The 17,155-nt window shown below is 58.6% G+C and carries 12 protein-coding genes; 6 read left to right on the forward strand and 6 right to left on the reverse strand.

Annotated elements, in window-relative coordinates:
- Window positions 1-171 precede the first annotated feature (171 nt).
- Window positions 172-984 carry a serine hydrolase domain-containing protein gene (locus AARI_RS08075; protein WP_013348819.1) on the reverse strand — a complete coding sequence of 271 codons (813 nt, stop codon included), beginning with the start codon at window positions 982-984 and terminating at the stop codon, window positions 172-174.
- 149 nt (window positions 985-1,133) lie between these two features.
- On the opposite strand from AARI_RS08075, the gene smc reads away from it, so the two are divergent.
- A complete protein-coding gene (smc, locus tag AARI_RS08080) occupies window positions 1,134-4,706 on the forward strand; it encodes a chromosome segregation protein SMC (protein ID WP_013348820.1) in 3,573 nt (1,190 codons plus the stop codon).
- 74 nt (window positions 4,707-4,780) lie between these two features.
- On the opposite strand, the gene AARI_RS08085 is transcribed toward smc, so the two are convergent.
- Entirely contained in the window at window positions 4,781-6,016 is a 1,236-nt protein-coding gene (locus AARI_RS08085) for an MFS transporter (RefSeq protein ID WP_041648701.1), read from the reverse strand.
- A 173-nt stretch (window positions 6,017-6,189) separates the two neighbouring features.
- Between AARI_RS08085 and ftsY the strand changes: the two genes are divergently transcribed.
- Window positions 6,190-7,371, forward strand: a complete 1,182-nt coding sequence (ftsY, locus tag AARI_RS08090; protein WP_013348822.1) for a signal recognition particle-docking protein FtsY — start codon at window positions 6,190-6,192, stop codon at window positions 7,369-7,371.
- Between the two features lie 461 nt (window positions 7,372-7,832).
- Here ftsY and AARI_RS08095 read toward each other — a convergent pair whose 3' ends face one another.
- Entirely contained in the window at window positions 7,833-8,480 is a 648-nt protein-coding gene (locus AARI_RS08095; RefSeq protein ID WP_013348823.1) for a DNA-3-methyladenine glycosylase, read from the reverse strand.
- A 338-nt stretch (window positions 8,481-8,818) separates the two neighbouring features.
- On the opposite strand from AARI_RS08095, the gene AARI_RS08100 reads away from it, so the two are divergent.
- The 4 genes from AARI_RS08100 to AARI_RS08115 all read left to right on the forward strand — a co-directional run bounded on the left by AARI_RS08100 (window position 8,819) and on the right by AARI_RS08115 (window position 14,183).
- Window positions 8,819-10,039, forward strand: coding sequence for an ammonium transporter (locus tag AARI_RS08100; protein ID WP_013348824.1), 1,221 nt, complete (start codon window positions 8,819-8,821; stop codon window positions 10,037-10,039).
- A gap of 234 nt (window positions 10,040-10,273) precedes the next feature.
- A complete protein-coding gene (locus AARI_RS08105; protein WP_013348825.1) occupies window positions 10,274-12,376 on the forward strand; it encodes a catalase in 2,103 nt (700 codons plus the stop codon).
- A 97-nt stretch (window positions 12,377-12,473) separates the two neighbouring features.
- Entirely contained in the window at window positions 12,474-13,604 is a 1,131-nt protein-coding gene (locus AARI_RS08110; protein ID WP_013348826.1) for a YihY/virulence factor BrkB family protein, read from the forward strand.
- Between the two features lie 102 nt (window positions 13,605-13,706).
- Window positions 13,707-14,183 carry a pyridoxamine 5'-phosphate oxidase family protein gene (locus AARI_RS08115; RefSeq protein WP_013348827.1) on the forward strand — a complete coding sequence of 159 codons (477 nt, stop codon included), beginning with the start codon at window positions 13,707-13,709 and terminating at the stop codon, window positions 14,181-14,183.
- A 128-nt stretch (window positions 14,184-14,311) separates the two neighbouring features.
- Here the strand turns inward: AARI_RS08115 and AARI_RS08120 are convergent, their stop codons facing one another.
- The 3 genes from AARI_RS08120 to AARI_RS08130 form a co-directional block, all read right to left on the reverse strand.
- Window positions 14,312-14,503 carry a CsbD family protein gene (locus AARI_RS08120; protein ID WP_013348828.1) on the reverse strand — a complete coding sequence of 64 codons (192 nt, stop codon included), beginning with the start codon at window positions 14,501-14,503 and terminating at the stop codon, window positions 14,312-14,314.
- A 231-nt stretch (window positions 14,504-14,734) separates the two neighbouring features.
- Window positions 14,735-16,444, reverse strand: coding sequence for an MDR family MFS transporter (locus AARI_RS08125; RefSeq protein WP_013348829.1), 1,710 nt, complete (start codon window positions 16,442-16,444; stop codon window positions 14,735-14,737).
- A gap of 37 nt (window positions 16,445-16,481) precedes the next feature.
- The gene (locus AARI_RS08130) at window positions 16,482-17,147 is read right to left on the reverse strand and encodes a TetR/AcrR family transcriptional regulator (RefSeq protein ID WP_013348830.1); all 666 of its coding nucleotides are present in this window, start codon (window positions 17,145-17,147) and stop codon (window positions 16,482-16,484) included.
- Window positions 17,148-17,155 lie beyond the last annotated feature (8 nt).

The following is a 17,155-nucleotide window of genomic DNA, read 5'->3' on the forward strand; positions in this document are numbered from 1 at the left end:
CATCAGGTCGATCACTAGTGATTGGATCTGATCCTCTTCCGTATTGTTCACAAATTTGCCCAGTAGAACAGATTCTGAGGGTTCGCCTAGATCATAAAACTTCTGGGTCGATGGTGTGTCATTCCAACCATGTCCGTGATCGCTAAAAAGGCAGCCGGCGCTGCAACCAGGCTAGCTATGCTTTTGCAATACCTGTTCATTGAACGGTGCCCAAGCATCTACGGCCCATTGACCGAAATTCTTGTCGGTCAGAGTGACGCAAGCCAACCCATGCTGTGGATCTACCCATAGGAAGGTTCCCGACTGCCCAAAATGCCCAAAAGTATCAGTTGGGTGCGAAGCGCCAGTCCAATGAGGGCTTTTCGTTGAACGAATTTCAAAGCCGAGGCCCCAATCGTTTGGATTTTGTCGGCCGTAACCTGGTAAAATACCTGCCAGATTTTCAAAGTGCACACGTGTGGCATCAGCCAATGTTTCTTTGGCCAAGATTGTTGGATTCAGTAACTCAGCTGCAAACTTGGCAAGGTCGGCTGCCGTGGACCGACCATCCTTTGCACAACTACCGGCAATCACGGTGTTGTTCATTCCTAATGGAGCGAATACTGCTTCTTGAGCATACTCTGGCAAGGAAATGCCGGTTTGGGCTTCCAAATGCTCCGCGAGCTTATCGAATCCCGTATTCGAGTATCCACGCTTGGTGCCCACAGCAAAGCGGATTGTCTCACTGTCAAAGTCATAGCCTGCAGTATGTGCCAGTAAATGATGAACTGTTGATCCCTCGGGGCCTGCCGGCTCATCGAGTGAAATTGCTTCTTCTTCTAGCGCCACGAGGAACGCATAAGCGCTGAGCAGTTTAGTCACTGAAGCCAAGGGGAAGGCATGTTGAGTATCGCCATGCTGGTCAATGATCTGGCCAGATACGTCAACCACCACGCTTACCGCATGCCCGGACGGCCACTGGTCAATCTGTGTCAGAACGCTCATAGAATGATCTATCCCTCGATTTTCTTGCTGAGATTTGCGAGCAGAACCAGAGAATCCCCACCATGCTTCGCTAGAATTACGACGTAGGGTTGAGTTTAACTGGTCAAACCAACCTTAGCGACCTGACCCAAACTTAGGAACTTCACGCCGTGCATCTTAAGACTCTCACCGTTCGCGGATTCAAGTCTTTTGCTTCAGCGACCACTTTTGAGTTTGAGCCAGGCGTGACAGCGGTGGTGGGACCAAACGGTTCCGGGAAATCCAACGTCGTAGATGCGCTGTCCTGGGTGATGGGGGAGCAAGGTGCCAAAACGCTCCGTGGTGGCAAGATGGAAGACGTCATCTTCGCTGGTACTTCCGGACGTGCGCCGCTAGGACGTGCTCACGTTTCCCTGACCATCGATAACACTGATGGTCAGCTTCCCATTGACTACGCTGAAGTTACAATCTCACGTACCTTGTTCCGTGCCGGTGGTTCAGAATACGCGATTAACGGCAGCTCCTGCCGCCTGCTGGATATCCAAGAACTGCTTTCGGATTCTGGCCTTGGCCGTGAAATGCACGTCATCGTAGGACAGGGGCAGCTAGACCGGATTCTTCATGCCACGGCTGAAGACCGTCGAGGATTTATTGAGGAAGCGGCGGGTGTACTTAAGCACCGCCGACGCAAAGAAAAAACACTTCGCAAGCTTCAGGCAATGCAAGGCAACCTGGATCGACTTGAAGACCTCAGCAGCGAGGTACGCCGTCAGCTTGCCCCCTTGGGCAGACAAGCCAAAATTGCCCGCCGTGCAAAGACAGTTCAGCTGGATGTTCGTGATGCAAAGTCACGATTGCTCGCTGATGACCTCGTGACGCTGAATAATAAGCTTGCCCAAGACATCGATGATGAATCAAGAATTCAGGCTCAGCAGGATGACGCGAATGCTCGTCTGGAGCGGGGTAGAAAACACCTAGCCGAATTGATCTCAAAACTAGAGCTGCTCAGCCCGCGTCTCGGTACTGTGCAAGAAGCATGGGTGTCGCTGAGCACTCAGGCTGAACGATTCCGTTCCCTTTCCGCGTTGGCGCGAGAACGTGGAAAGCTACTGCAGAGCAACGAGACACACTTCGACTCAAGCCGAGACCCGCAGCGCCTTGAAGCCCAAGCTGAGCGTATGAGCGAAGAACTCGAAGAGCTGGAAGAAGCTTTGGAGGACCGCCACGAAATCCTTGCTGAAGCTGTCGAAGCCAAAGAGCAAGCAGAAGAAGCGTCCCGTGCCGAGCAACAGCGGATGGCTACAATGCTCCGTGCAGCAGCTGACCGACGCGAAGGCATGTCGCGACTTGCCTCGCAGGTAGCCTCGGCACGTAGCCGTGTGGATGTCACTCGCGCCGAAATTGGCCGGCTACAAGAAAACGCGCAGACCTTTGATTCTGATGTGGAATTGGACCAACGGTCATACATCCAGATTTCAGCTGACCTTGAAACTCACATGGGCGCTGAAGCACAGCTGAATTCAGCTTTTGAATCGGCGGAAAACGCTTTTAGCGTGCTTGATACTGCCCAGCGCAATGATAATCAACGTGAGCGAGAACTTTCTGTACGAGTTTCGGGTCTTTCTGCTCGCCTTGAAGCCCTGAAGCTGAATAGCAAGCCAAACGATCAGTCTGCCAAGCTGCTGGAATCAACTTCTGCGCAGCTAATGGGACGTCTCGGTGAGCTGCTGACGGTTAGAGCAGGATATGAACAAGCTGTGGCCTCGATTCTGCGAGATAACGCTGAAGCGTTGGTAGCAGAAAACACCTCAACTGCGCTGAACCTTGTTGCGCAGCTGCACTCGGAACAAGCCAGTGCCATTTTCCTGCACACGGATATTCAAGCGCCGCTCAATGCAATGCCGGTAATTCCTGATGCCGTCTTTGCCCGAGAAGTTGTGAGCGCTCCAGCAGAACTTGATGCCTTGCTGGAGCGACTATTTTCCGGTCAGTACATTGTTGAAGATCTTGGCCAGCTGCAGGCCATTCTTGACCAATATCCTTCAGCTCAACTAACAACGCTAGAGGGAATATCTGTCAGCGCAGCTCGAAGCGCAGTGGGGGATTCAGCTAGTGCTTCGCTAATCGCCCAGCAGGCATTGGTAGAGCAGACTACTGCCGAGCTGCAATCCTGCCGGGAAGAACTCGGCGCCATAGAATCACAGCTTGCCCAGCGCGGTCCCCAACTATCGATTGCTCAACAAGCACGCGATGAAGCGGCATTTGCATTAAATGAATCTGACGCGACTATTGAAGAACTTTCTTCCTACCTTGCTCGGCTGGGGGAGAAACTGCGAACGACGCAGGCCTCCAAACAGAAGCTGTTGCTCAAACTAGAGACGCTCAACGAAAAATTTGAGATCGAGCAGGAATCTCTGGAAGAGATTACCGAGCGTATGGAGCTGGCCTCTACCGAGCAAGACGATGAAACAGTTGATGATGCAGGGCGGGCAGTCCTAGTTGACGCTGCTGCTTCGGCACGCCAGCAGGAGCTGGAAGCACGTCTTTCATTACGTAGTAGCGAAGAACGCGCGGTAGCACTGCGCTCTCGCATCGAGGGGCTGCGTCGTACAGCTGCGGCTGAACGCAATCACCGTGAAGTGGCAGCCCGCCTAGCGGAACAGCGAAAGGCTCAGGCTGCTAACGCTAATCGTGTTGAACAGGCTGCTGAGCGCGTATTGCGTTTCATTGAAGTCTCTACTTCAATGGCAAGTCAGGAGCGCGACGAGCTTTCTGTCAAGAAGACGGAACTCGAATCGATGATCGGCAGTCAACGTACCGAAGCGGAACAGCTATCGGCTGAACTGACGCGTCTGGCTGATGCCGTACATCGTGATGAGATGGCTCGCGCTGAATTGCGCATGCGTATCGAAAACTTAGAGACTAAAGCGTTGGAGGAGCTGGGCTACACCCCAGATCATCTGATCGCTCACTTCGGTCCGGACCAGTTGATCCCTGAGGCTCTTGACGAAGATGATAAATGGGGTTCACTGCGTCAGAACGTAGATGAAGATGGTAATCCGATTGGAACCAAACCCTACGATCGCGGTGAGCAAGAAAAACGCCTGAAGAAAGCAGAGAAGGATCTTTCTGCTCTGGGTAAGGTCAACCCGTTGGCGCTGGAAGAATTTGCTGCGCTTGAAGAACGCCACAAGTTCCTATCCGGGCAGTTGGAAGATCTCAAAAAGTCTCGTAGCGATCTCCAGCAGATCATCGTTGATGTAGACTCCCATGTCGAGAGAGTCTTCACCGAGGCCTATGAAGATACCGCGGTACAGTTCAAACGCATTTTTGAACGGCTATTCCCTGGGGGAGAAGGACAGCTTGTTCTTACCGATCCAGGGAATATGCTCGCCACAGGTATCGAAGTTGAAGCACGCCCTGCAGGTAAGAAAATTAAACGACTCTCTCTACTCTCTGGCGGTGAACGCTCGCTAACCGCAGTTGCTTTGCTGGTGGCAATTTTCAAGGCACGCCCTTCACCGTTCTACGTGATGGATGAGGTTGAAGCCGCCCTGGATGATATGAACTTGGGTCGTTTGATCACGATTTTTGAAGAGCTACGTGAATCTTCGCAGCTGATTGTGATTACTCATCAGAAGAAGACCATGGAAGTTGCTGACGCGCTGTATGGCGTGACCATGCGTGGAGATGGTGTTTCAACTGTCATTGGTCAGAAGATGGATCGCGCCCCAGCTGAGTGACTGTCTGGTGGGGAAATATCCCAGCGGCGTTGCTAAAGGCTCAACACTGCTGGGATATTTCATTTTTCTGCTCGTTAGTCATTCACGGTGACTGGTTTGATGGTCTTAGGAACCAGCAGCCAGGCGATAACGCCTACCAAACCAACAATTGCAGAAATGTTGAAGGCTAGCTGGAAACTAATGAGGTCAGCCATCGCGCCTGCAAATAGTGGACCAATGATGGACCCAAGGTCGGTGCACATTTGGAACCCGGCAAGTGCCTTGCCGCCGTTACGGCCTGAGCCAATGACGTCAGCAACGGTTGCCTGCTGTGCTGGTCCAAGTAGCCCGCCACCCAAACCTGCCAAGACTGAGAAAACCACGAATCCGACTAAGGAAGTCGAATATCCCATAGCGCCAATGGATAGCAGCAAGACGCTCATGCCTACGATCACCGGAAGCTTGCGTCCGATACTGTCCGTCAAACGTCCGGAGAACACCAAAGCGCAACCGTTGCCAATGGCAAAGGCAGTCATCGAAATGCCGGCTGCAGTCGCGCCCATGGATTGGCCAAAGACTGCCAGGGCAAAGAGCGGGATCATGCTATTACGGACACCAAAGGCTAACCAGCCGTAGCTGAATCCAGAGAATAACGCAGCACGGTACGCGGGGGAGGCTAGCGCCTCACGGGTGGTGACTACCTCAATGTCAGAATGTTTGGTTCGTGGATTAGCAGCGTCCGAATCCAGGTCACGGCGTCTTCCCAGTGCCATGTAGACCACGCCGGCTGCAATGACCAACGCCGTGCCATAAATGAGGAAAGGGATACGCATTCCCAAAGGTGCCAACAAGGTACCCAATACTGGGCCAAAGACGTTGCCTAGCAAGAATGAGCCTGCATAGAGGCCAGAGATACGTCCGCGTGACTTATCCGGAGCCAACCGGGCAATGAGTGCCATAGCCGAAATGGTGAACATGGTGGAACCAAAGCCACCAAGGCCACGGGCAATCAATAATTGCGTGTAATCCTGTACTACCGCACAGAGCAAGGTGGAGACGGCCACCAAAAGCACACCGGTGACATAGATCTTTGGTTCGCCGAGTTTCCCAACAAGCACTCCCGCAACGGGCGCAAAGATCAGGCGGGTAAAGGCAAAGATACTGACAATGATTGTCGCTGCAGCATTGCCCACGTTGAAGCTCACCGCGTACTGCGGCAAGATCGGGGCAATCAACCCGAAGCCAAGCGCGATAATGAATGCCGCAACAAGCAGCACTCGAATCTCTTGGGGGATCGGTGGCTTAGCTTTGCGGGTAGGTGTCAATGACATATCTATATAAGTGATGGTTCTGCTATCGCTGCGCAGTAACCCTCAGCCTTTCTGCAACAGGTTATGGGCCAGAATGCCCACCTAGCAGTCTATCCCTGAATCAAATACTGTTCCCGCTAGTTCTACCTGCCACATAAACCCTAAACGCGTGCAGGTATGAGACGATTTAAAGCGTGACTGATTTGCTTATTACAATTATCATCGCTGTCGCGGCTGTCCTCATTGTGGCTATTGGCATCATTGCCTTCGTCGCCAAGGGCCGCAAGCCAAAGACTCCGTACACCTCAGAGCGGGACTTAGATGACCTGCCAACTGGCCAGAGCGCTGAGGGCGATACTGATGCCGCAGCATCGGAGGCCGGCGCCACCGATGTAGCCGTAGCGGTCGAAGAGCCTGTCGCACCGGCTGCCCCGCAACTCGATGTACCTGAACCTGTTCAGAGCCGCCTGGCTCGCCTGCGCGCACGCCTGACCAAGTCCAACAACATGTTCTCCAAGGGCCTGCTGGCCCTGCTCTCCCAGGACTCGATTGACGAGGATGTCTGGGAAGAAATCGAAGAGAATCTGCTGATGGCAGATCTGGGCACCGAACCTGCCTTGGAACTTGTTGACGCACTGCGTGAACGCGTGAAAATTGAAGGCAGCACCGACCCAGCACGCGTCAAGGCCATGCTGCGTGAAGAACTGCTCAAGCTCGTGGATCCAACCATGGACCGCAGCTACCTGCCAGCACCCCACCCGGACCGCCCAAGCATCATCATGGTGGTAGGCGTCAACGGTGTAGGCAAGACCACCACCATCGGCAAGCTGGCTCGTGTATTGGTAGCAGAAGACAAGGACGTGCTCCTTGGCGCTGCTGATACATTCCGTGCCGCTGCAGCTGAACAGCTGGCCACCTGGGGAGACCGCGTGGGCGTGCCTACCGTACGTTCAGACATTGACGGTGCAGACCCAGCATCTGTAGCTTTCGAAGCCGTATCTGCCGGTATTGACCAAGAAGTCGACATCGTCATGATTGACACCGCGGGACGCCTGCAGAACAAGGTCGGCTTGATGGATGAGCTGGGCAAGATCAAGCGCGTGGTGGAGAAGAAGGCTGCCATTGATGAGGTCCTGCTGGTCTTGGATGCAACCACCGGTCAGAACGGTTTGCAGCAGGCCAAGGTCTTCTCGGAAGTTGTCAACGTTTCCGGAATCGTCTTGACCAAGCTGGACGGCACCGCCAAGGGCGGGATCGTTGTGGCGATCCAGCGCCAGCTCGGCGTTCCGGTGAAGCTTGTTGGTCTGGGTGAAGGCCCAGATGATCTGGCACCGTTCAATGCAGAAGATTTCGTAGACGCATTGCTCGAAGGCTAAGCGTAGCGCCTGCTACCGGTGAACTCCCTGTCATGAATCCCATGGCCGGGAGTTCGCTGTTTAACCGGTGTTTCCCGCACCGCGCGGCAGAGGCAGCACGTTGCTTGCTGAAGATCCTTGTAACTGAGGATTTTCTTGGTCAGTGCAAACGCTCTTCCAATAGAAAGAATCCGGTAGAAGAGAACGCGTTTGCAGTTTGTGCTCATGATTCTCCGGCGCCGCACGTAGATCTGAGAGCCATCGCAATAGATAGCGTGGTGCCGCAGCACTGCTGGGGCACCGCTTGTCCAGCTGATCTATCTGAGTTGATATTTCATGCGCTCGCAGGCTTGCTGGTTTCCTCCTGAATGATCATTCTCGCTGGATGCACGGCTGGGAAGGCGCGGGACTCGCGGATGCTGTTTCGGCCGCATGAACACCAGCCCCCCGGTGAATGATCGCCAAAGCCTCGCTTTGCCGTTCTAGCGCGGTGCGTTGCGTCCGGGACGGAAGGCCGAGACGCTCGGCTCTCCGGGCAGCCAGAAGCGCCAAGGAAATTCCGGGCCGCCCGCAACCCCGGCCACGCCCACGCGCGGGCCCGCCATGATGTCCTGCGCCGGCTGTTCCGGCCGGAAGATCCGGAACGGCGCAGCGAAAAGATCCCGCCCGTCATGGGCCTCGCGGGTGATGCCCAGCGCCGTAGCCAGGTTGCCTGGACCCCGGGCCAGCTGCGGCTCCTTGAGCGGGCTGGCGCCTTCCTGCTGCGGGCGTTTGGCGTGGCGACGCGCAGCGGCCAGCGCAACGCCGTCGACCACCTGACCGGCGCGCACCAGCACCCCGGAAGCCGTGTCAGCCGGCGAGCACACCAGATTCAAGGCAAAGTGCATGCCGTAGCTGAAGTACACGTACGCATGGCCTGCTTCCAGGAACATCGATGCATTGCGCTGGGTCTTCCGGTCCTTGGAGTGGCTGCCCGGGTCATACCGGCCGGCAGTCCCCACGCCCATATACGCTTCGGTTTCCGTGATCCGCACGCCCACCGCACCTTCGGGAGAATCCACTTCCAGAATGGCCCCGAGCAGTTGCGGGGCGACATCTACGGCATCAGGCAGGAAAAAAGAACGGTCCATGGCCCCAGTATGCCAAGCGAAGCTACAGCGTCCCTGAATGCCAGCAAGTTCAGCGGCACCTTGATCTGGAGGAATCCCGGCAAAAGCCAGCATGTCCGCCCCGCAACTCCGCTGGCATCTTGCGCTGATGGCGCTGCGGGGCCGCTTGATTCCTGTGGCACAGATAGCGCAGTGAATTCTTTGAAACGATCGCGAAACATTAACGAGAAGCAACCGTTACCCCGCGAGTCATCTTGATACACAGCCGAAACGAAGCAGCCAGTGTCCGGAAACATCTGCGGCGTTGAATAGTCATAACAACACCGATACACCGAACACCTTGAGGGGATGTGGTCCAGATGGAATTGGATGTAGCCAATTTATGGATCCTGATAGCCGCCGCACTCGTACTGCTGATGACGCCAGCACTGGGGCTTTTCTACGGCGGCATGACTCGCGCCACCGGCGTAGTGAACATGATGCTGATGAGCTTCTCGGCCGCGGCGATCACCGCGGTGGTCTGGGTGCTCTGGGGCTACTCGTTCTCCGCCGGGGAACCAGCCATCGCCGGAATCGTCGGCAATCCAATCAGCGACTTCGCCATGCACAACACCGAGCAGTCCGAATTGCTCGCCGCCGGATTCGCCGGTACCTTCGCCATGATCTCGGTAGCCATCATCTCCGGAGCCATCGCCGACCGTGCCCGCTTTGCGCCATGGCTGTTCTTCGTCCCGCTGTGGGTCACCCTGGTGTACGCACCGGTGGCCTTCTGGGTCTGGGGTGGAGGCTTGCTCTCAGCAGACGGATTCCTGGGCAGCATCTTCGGCGAAGCCATTGACTTCGCCGGCGGCGCAGTGGTCCACACCAACGCAGGTATCGCAGCCCTGGTCCTGGCCCTGAAGCTGGGCCAGCGCCACAACTTCCACGACCGTCCGCAGCCGCACAACACCCCACTGGTCATGCTCGGTGCCGGTCTGCTGTGGTTCGGCTGGTTCGGTTTCAATGCCGGTGCGGCGACCACCGTCGAGCAGGCTGGACTCATCTGGGTCAACACCCTGGCAGCTCCGGGTGCAGCCGTCCTTGGCTGGATCCTGGTTGAAAAGCTTCGCGGTTCCCGCCCCAGCTCGCTGGGTGTCGCCTCCGGTCTGGTGGCCGGCCTGGTCGCCATCACTCCTTCCTGTGCAGATGTGGCCCCGTGGGCCGCGATGCTGCTGGGCGTCCTGGCTGGCGCCGGTGCAGCCTGGGCAGTGAACCTGAAGTGGAAGCTGGGCTACGACGACTCGCTGGATGTTGTCGGCGTGCACCTGGTCGCCGGCTTGATCGGAACCCTGTTCCTGGGCTTCTTCGCCCTGCCAACCGAGGAGAGCGCTGGCGGACTGTTCTACGGCGGAGGCGTTGCCCAGCTGATCGCCCAGGCAGCCACCCTGATTGTGGTCATGGTCTTCTCCGCGGTGATGACCTGGGTCATCGCCACGGTCATTGGAAAGTTCAGCCCATGGCGTGTCGCGGCAGATATCGAAATTGCCGGGATCGACGAGGCGGAGCACAACGAAAATGGATACCAGCTGGTTTCCAAGTAAGGAGCGGAATCTGGAAAATAACGCAACACAAGCACGAGGGGCAGGGCGTTTCTGAAACGTCCTACCAGGACCGCCGGTGGGCCATGCAGCCACCGGCGGTCCTGGCGTGTTCACGCCCGGTGGCGGGCACATGTGTAAATCATGGGAATCGCCTAGTGCGCTGGCATCAGCGGTGCACCGGCCCCTAGCGTGGCATTCACCAGCCGATTATTCCCAAGCAGCTAGGAGAGTGCCATGGCCAGCGAACCAGAACAGCAAGCAAGCCCGGGAGGGGAACCGGTGTTGTCCGGCCCCGGCCAGGACAGCGAATTCCTGACCACCAACCAGGGAGCTCCCGTCAGCGATACCGACCATTCGCTCAAAGCCGGAGAGCGCGGGCCCACCTTGCTGCAGGATCACCACCTGCGCGAGAAGATCATGCATTTCGACCACGAGCGGATTCCGGAGCGCGTGGTGCACGCCCGCGGCGCCGGTGCCCACGGCTCCTTCATCAGCTACGGCAACGCCTCCGAGCTGTGCCGGGCCGATTTCCTCAAGCCCGGGAAGCAGACCCGGGTCTTCGTGCGGTTCTCCACCGTGGTCGGTTCCCGCGGCTCGATGGACACGGCCCGCGACACCCGCGGCTTTGCCACGAAGTTCTATACCGAAGAGGGCATTTTCGACCTGGTGGGCAACAACATCCCGGAGTTCTTCATCCAGGACGGCATCAAGTTCCCGGATCTGGTCCATGCCGCGAAGCCGCACCCGGATGTGGAGATCCCGCAGGCGCAATCGGCCCACGATACCTTCTGGGATTTCGTCTCCCTGCATACCCCTGCCCAAGCCCACGTGATGTGGCAGATGAGCGACCGCGCGATACCCCGCTCGCTGCGCATGATGGAAGGGTTTGGCGTGCACACCTTCCGCATGGTCAACGAGGCGGGCAAAGCGTCCCTGGTGAAGTTCCATTGGAAGCCCAAGCTCGGCGTGCACTCGCTGGCCTGGGAAGAGTCCCAGCTGGCCGCCGGTGCGGATCCGGACTTCCACCGCCGCGATCTGGCCGAAGCCATTGACGCAGGCGCCTACCCCGAATGGGAACTGGGCGTGCAGATCTTCCCCGATGACGGCACAGCGGTCTTCGAAGGCATCGACCTGCTGGATCCGACGAAATTCGTGCCAGAAGAACTGGCCCCGGTCCAGCCGCTGGGCAAGATGGTGCTGGACCGCAACCCGGAGAACTACTTCGCGCAGACCGAGCAGGTGGCCTTCCACCCCGGCCATCTGGTTCCGGGCATCGATATCAGCGATGACCCGTTGCTGCAGGCGCGGCTCTTCTCCTACCTGGACACCCAGCTAACGCGCTTGGGCGGGCCCAACTTCGCGCAGATCCCGATCAACGCTCCGGTGTCCCCGGTCAATGACATGTTCCGCGATGGCTTCCACCAGCACCGGGTGCCCAAGGGCATCGCACCGTACAAGCCCAACTCGCTGGATGGCGGCTGCCCCTACATGTCGCAAGTGGTTTCCGGGCAGCAGCCTCCGCTGGACTTCCCGCAGCCGGTGCCTGAAAGCAAGAAGGTGCGTTCTGAGCCTGCCAGCTTCTCTGACCATTACAGTCAAGCCCGCTTGTTCTACATCAGCCTCTCGGCCGTTGAACGCGCCCATGTGCAGCAGGCCTACTCCTTCGAGCTGGGCAAGTGCACCGATCCGGTGATCCGCCAGCGCCAGGTGGAATGCCTGGCCAAGATCGATAGCCAGCTGGCCGCCGGCGTCGCCAAGGCACTGGGCTTGCCTCAGCCGGCAGCCATGGAGCTGGCTGACCCGATAGCCAGTCCCGCGCTTTCGCAGATCGGGAAGTCCTGGCCGGTGGACGGGCGCAAGGTCGGGGTGGTGTTCAATACCGGCAACCACCAGCACGTGCCGGGAATCGCCCAAGCGCTGGCCGAACGCGGAATGTCCCCGCTGCTGGTCTCGGCCTCGGGCGGCGAAGTGGCTCCCGGGTTGCCCATTGACCGCACCTACCTGACGGCGCGGTCCATCGAATTCGATGCGCTGGTGCTCATCGGCCCGCTGCCTCCGGCCCCTGATGCTTCGGTTGCCTTGGATGCCAAGGCCGGTGCCGCCGGCGCGGGCGGGGTTCCCCTCGACCCGCGTCTGGCATTGCTGGTGACTGAGGCCTACCGGCACAACAAGGCCATCATCACCCTGGAAGGGCTCTCCGATGGCCTGCTCCAGGCAGTCGGCCTGGAAGATGATGCCCCGGGCATTGAACTGGTCCAGGTAGACGGGGTTGCCGACAGCGCTCAACAGCTGCTGTCCACCCACCGTGCGTGGGAACGTTTCCCGGTCAAGGACTAGCGCACCCAGGCGGGCGCGGCGCGGCCGGTGCATCAGCTGGTGCGCCTGCGCGCCGGCGCTGCCCGCTGGCACAAGTAATTGTTGAGGAGATTTGCACATGACTTCAGAATCCGAGAGCCATGATGGAAAAGGCAGCGCGGGCGCAACGGCTGCGAAAGCCAGGCGTGCTCCGGCACCAGATGCCCGATCCAAGCCCGATTCCCCACCGGACATGCACCCGCGGTCATGGAAGTACGCGGCCGGGCGATCCATCAGGGAATTCTCCCGGAAGAAATGCACGGATCTGGCGGCATCGCTGACGTATTTTGCGATGCTCTCCATTTTCCCTGCGCTGCTGGCCGTGGTTTCCTTGCTGGGAGTTGCCGGCCAAGCGGAAAACATGACCCGCAATATCCTCTCGCTGATCCAGGAACTGGCCAGCAAGGAAGTGGTCGAAACCCTGCGCCAGCCCATCGAGCAGCTGGCGTCGGCCCCGTCGGCAGGGCTGGCTCTGGTAGCCGGTTTGCTCGGCGCCCTGTGGAGCGCTTCAGGCTATGTCGGAGCTTTCGGGCGAGCCATGAACCAGATCTATGAAGTTTACGAAGGCCGTCCGTTCTACAAGCTGCGTCCGCTGATGCTGGCGCTGACCCTGGTGCTGCTGGTTGCCGTATCCGTGCTGGGGATGCTGCTGATCGTCTCCGGCCCGCTGGCCCAGGCGATCGGGAACGTCCTGGGACTGGGCGAAAGCGCCGTGGCCATCTGGAATATCGCCAAATGGCCGGTGATTGTGCTGTGCGCGATTGTGCTGGTGGCCGTGCTCTACTACGGGGCGCCTAATGTGAAGCAGCCGAAGTTCCGCTGGGTCAGCCTCGGATCGGCCATCGCGCTGCTGGTGCTGGCGGTGGCTACCGTGGGCTTCTTCTTCTACGTCTCGAACTTCGGCAACTACAACAAGACCTACGGCGCCATTGGCGGGGTCATCGTGCTGTTGCTGTGGCTGTGGATCGCCAACCTCTCGCTGCTGTTCGGCGCGGTCTTCGACGCGGAGGCCGAACGCGGACGCCAGCTGCAGGCGGGAATCGCTGCCGAACGCTCGGTCCAGCTTCCGCCACGGGATATCAAGGCCAGCGTGAAGCAGGCAGAAAAAGAAGAGCAGGACATCAGCGACGGACGGGCGCTGCGCTTCACAAGTGAACTGCAGGCCGAGGAGCAAGCCGATCCGCAGCCGGGGCGGAGCCCGGAGCGCTGAGCGGCAGCCGAAGCTGGCAATCATCTGGGTGCGCCTTGGCGCGGGCCGGCACCTCGGTAGCGTGGGATACGACCGGAAAATTCCAATTCAAAGGAGCTGAATATGGCCAACGAAGAGGCAAGCAAGGTTATCGGCATCATTAAGGACCTGCGCATTGCAATGGTCTCGACACACAGCGCGGGAAAGCTGGCCAGCCGCCCGTTGACACTGATTGAAGCCAGCGAGCAGGGAGAACTCTGGTTCTTCTCCACCGCGGATTCTGAAATTGTCCACGAAATCCGGGCCCAGGGATTGGTCAATGCCGCGTTCAGCGGATCCAAGGCGTGGGTCTCGGTCAGTGGGCAGGCGCAGGTGGTGCAGGATGTTGCCAAGAAGAAGGAACTGTGGAATACCGCAGTGGAAACCTTCGCCAGCGAAGGCCCGGAATCTGCGCAGACAGTGCTGCTGCGCATCGATGCCGACTCCGCTGAATACTGGGAGAACCCCGGCGGGGCAGCGAGCCTGGTGGCCGGCTGGGTGAAGCAGAAGCTCACCGGAAAGCCAGCCGAGCCAGGGGATTCGAATACAGTCGAGTTGTAGTCCACCGGAAACCGGCATCGGCCGCTGCTCCTGATTGAAGGAGCAGCGGCCGTTTTTTTGTGCAGGGTGCCTAGCACACAGCTGCGCCCCATGGATTTGCATCCATGGGGCGCAGTTGGCTGAAGGGCTTAGGACAGGTCGTCTCTGACATCCTTGGCGGCGTCCTTGACGTGTTCTCCTGCCTGCTTTGCCTTGGCTGCGGCCTGGTCCTTCATGCCTTCAGCCTGCAGCTTCTCATTATCGGTGGCATCTCCGTAGGCTTCCTTGGCCTTTCCAGATGCTTCCTGGGCCTTGTTCTGGATCTTGTCTCCAATACCCATGATTCTTACCTCCTGTGTGGATCTGGTTACTGACAATTTGGACTATAGGCCAGTTTGCAACCAGGGGATCCGCAACTGGATGTTTGCTTGCGGCCAACTTTGCAATTCATCAAGAAGGTTGCTTCGCGGTGCTGAAGCGGATTAGGGAACGCTCCCAGTTATCCGGCCACATTCTATGCAAGAGCTTTTGGGCCGCGCATGGTCCAGTTCTATCTGAGAACACCGGTGGCACTACTTGGCCGCATCACCAGTACCGGCCTTGACTGCGTCACCAGCATCCACTGGGGAGCCTTCCGGCTGGGTCTGCACGCCCTGCGGCGCCGTCGCGGCCAAACGCTGGTGCTTCTCGATCTTCTCGGCCTCGGCACCGCTGATGGCTTCGCCTCGGGCCACCATGCCGGCGGTATCGGAGAGCGGAACCTGCTTGAGCAACAGCGCCAAGGCGAAGGCGACGACCAGGAACGGGATCAAGTACCAGAAGACCGGTGCCAGCGAACTGGCGTAGGCATCCACAATTCCATCCTGCAGCGCTTGCGGCAGGGAGGAAAGGGTTTCCGGGTCAAGGGTGGCCGTGGCCTGGCCGGCATCGGCGGCACTTGCTCCGGCGCCGGAGAAGACATCCATGAGCTTTTCGGACAGGCGATTGGTGAACATGGCTCCGAAAATGGCTACGCCCAGCGAAGCACCGACTTCACGGAAGTAGTTGTTCGTGGAAGTCGCGGTACCGACCATCTCCGGTGCCACGGCGTTCTGCACCACCAGGACCACGACCTGCATGATCAAGCCCATGCCTGCACCCAGCACGAACAGGTACGTGCAAACTAGCCACAGCGGGGTCTGCGCGGTCAGGGTGGTGAAGGCCAGCATTGCCACCGCGGTGATGGCGGTGCCTGCGATCGGGTAGCCGCGGTAGCGGCCGGACTTGGAAATCGCCATACCGGAATAGATTGACGTGCCCATCATGCCGACCATCATCGGCAGCATCAGCAGCCCGGAAACCGCGGCCGAGGTGCCCGAGGACATTTGCAGGAATGTCGGCACGAATGCGATCGCCGAGAACATGCCGATGCCCAGGGTGAAGCCAATGGCGGTGGCATTGATGAAGACCTTGTTCTTGAACAGGCTCAGGGGAATGATTGGATCCTCGGCCTTGGCCTCAACCAGGACGAACAGCATGGCCGCAACCACCAGGCCGGCGCCCCAGGCCCAGGTCTCCAGCGCGCTCCAGCCGTGGTTGGCCGAGCCTCCGAAATCGGTGAAGAAGATCAGGCAGGTCGTGGCGATCGACAGCAGCAGCACGCCGAAGACGTCGATTTTCCTCTGCGACTTCTTGGAAGGCAAGGTCAGGGTGAACCATGCAATGGCAAAGGCTGCGATGCCCACGGGGATGTTGATGTAGAAAGCCCATTGCCAGGTGAGGTGGTCAACGAAGTAGCCGCCCAGCAACGGTCCGCCTACGGCGGCCAGGCCGAAGATGCCGCCCATCGGGCCCATGTACTTGCCGCGGTCGGAGGCCGGGACGATGTCTGCGATGATCGCCTGCGAGAGGATCATCAGGCCGCCGCCGCCCAGGCCCTGCATGGCGCGGAACACCACGAACATCCAGAAACTGGTGGCGAAGGCAGCCCCGACGGAGGCGAGGGTGAACAGGGCGATGGCAATCAGGAACAGGTTGCGCCGTCCGAGCACGTCGCCGAACTTGCCGTAGATCGGCATCACGATCGTGGTGGCCAGCAGGTAGGCGGTGGTGATCCAGGCCTGGTGCTCGACGCCGCCGAGCTGGCCCACGATGGTGGGCATGGCTGTGGAAACGATGGTCTGGTCCAGCGATGAGAGCAGCATTCCTGCGATCAAGGCCGAGAAGATGATCCAGATGCGCCGCTGGGTCAGCACCAGCGGACCATCGGCCGGGGTTTTCCGGGAACTGGTAGAGGTGGTCATTGCAATCCTTGCAAGATATGTATTGGGATGTGTGGGGTTATTCGGACGCGCGGCGCAGGGGCTGGCTCAAGACCTGCTGGCCTTGGGCGATGTGCTCCAGGAAGAGGTCTCCCAGAGAGGATTCGCCGGATCCTTCGACGTAGCGCTCAATGGCTTGGATGGTGGCAAAGTGCAGGGTGTGTATCACCAGGGGCAACGCCGGGTGGTCGGGTTCCACGCCTTCACGCGAGGCGATGCGTTCCAGGAATTCGGCGACTTTTTTCGGCCCGGATTGCACCATGTGCTGCAGCAGCTCTGGCTCCCGCCGGGCTGCGGCGAAGAATCCATGGGTGCTGACAATGGCTTTTTCATCGAAGCTGAGCTGCTCCAGGACCAACGCCACCAAATCAGCGAGCAAGGTCGGTGAGATTCCTTCGATTCCCTCGGGCCGGGCTGCCATGAACCGGTCGATGGCACCCTCGGGCAGTTCTTCGGTGCCATGTCCGAAAACTGCATCGAGCTTGCCTGGGAAATAGTTGAAGAAAGTCCGGCGGGAGATCCCGACACGTTCGCAGGCCTGCTCGATCGTGAAGCCGTTGAAGCCGAATTCAGCAGTCAGGTCACGGCAGTGGCGGGTAATGGACAGCCTGGTTTTCTGCATGCGACCGCTGAGCGTCGGCGTACTTGCCGTGGGCTCATCGGATTTGTTTGCACTATTTTCCATAAAGTGTA

Source organism: Glutamicibacter arilaitensis Re117, from assembly GCF_000197735.1.
Lineage (GTDB): Bacteria > Actinomycetota > Actinomycetes > Actinomycetales > Micrococcaceae > Glutamicibacter > Glutamicibacter arilaitensis.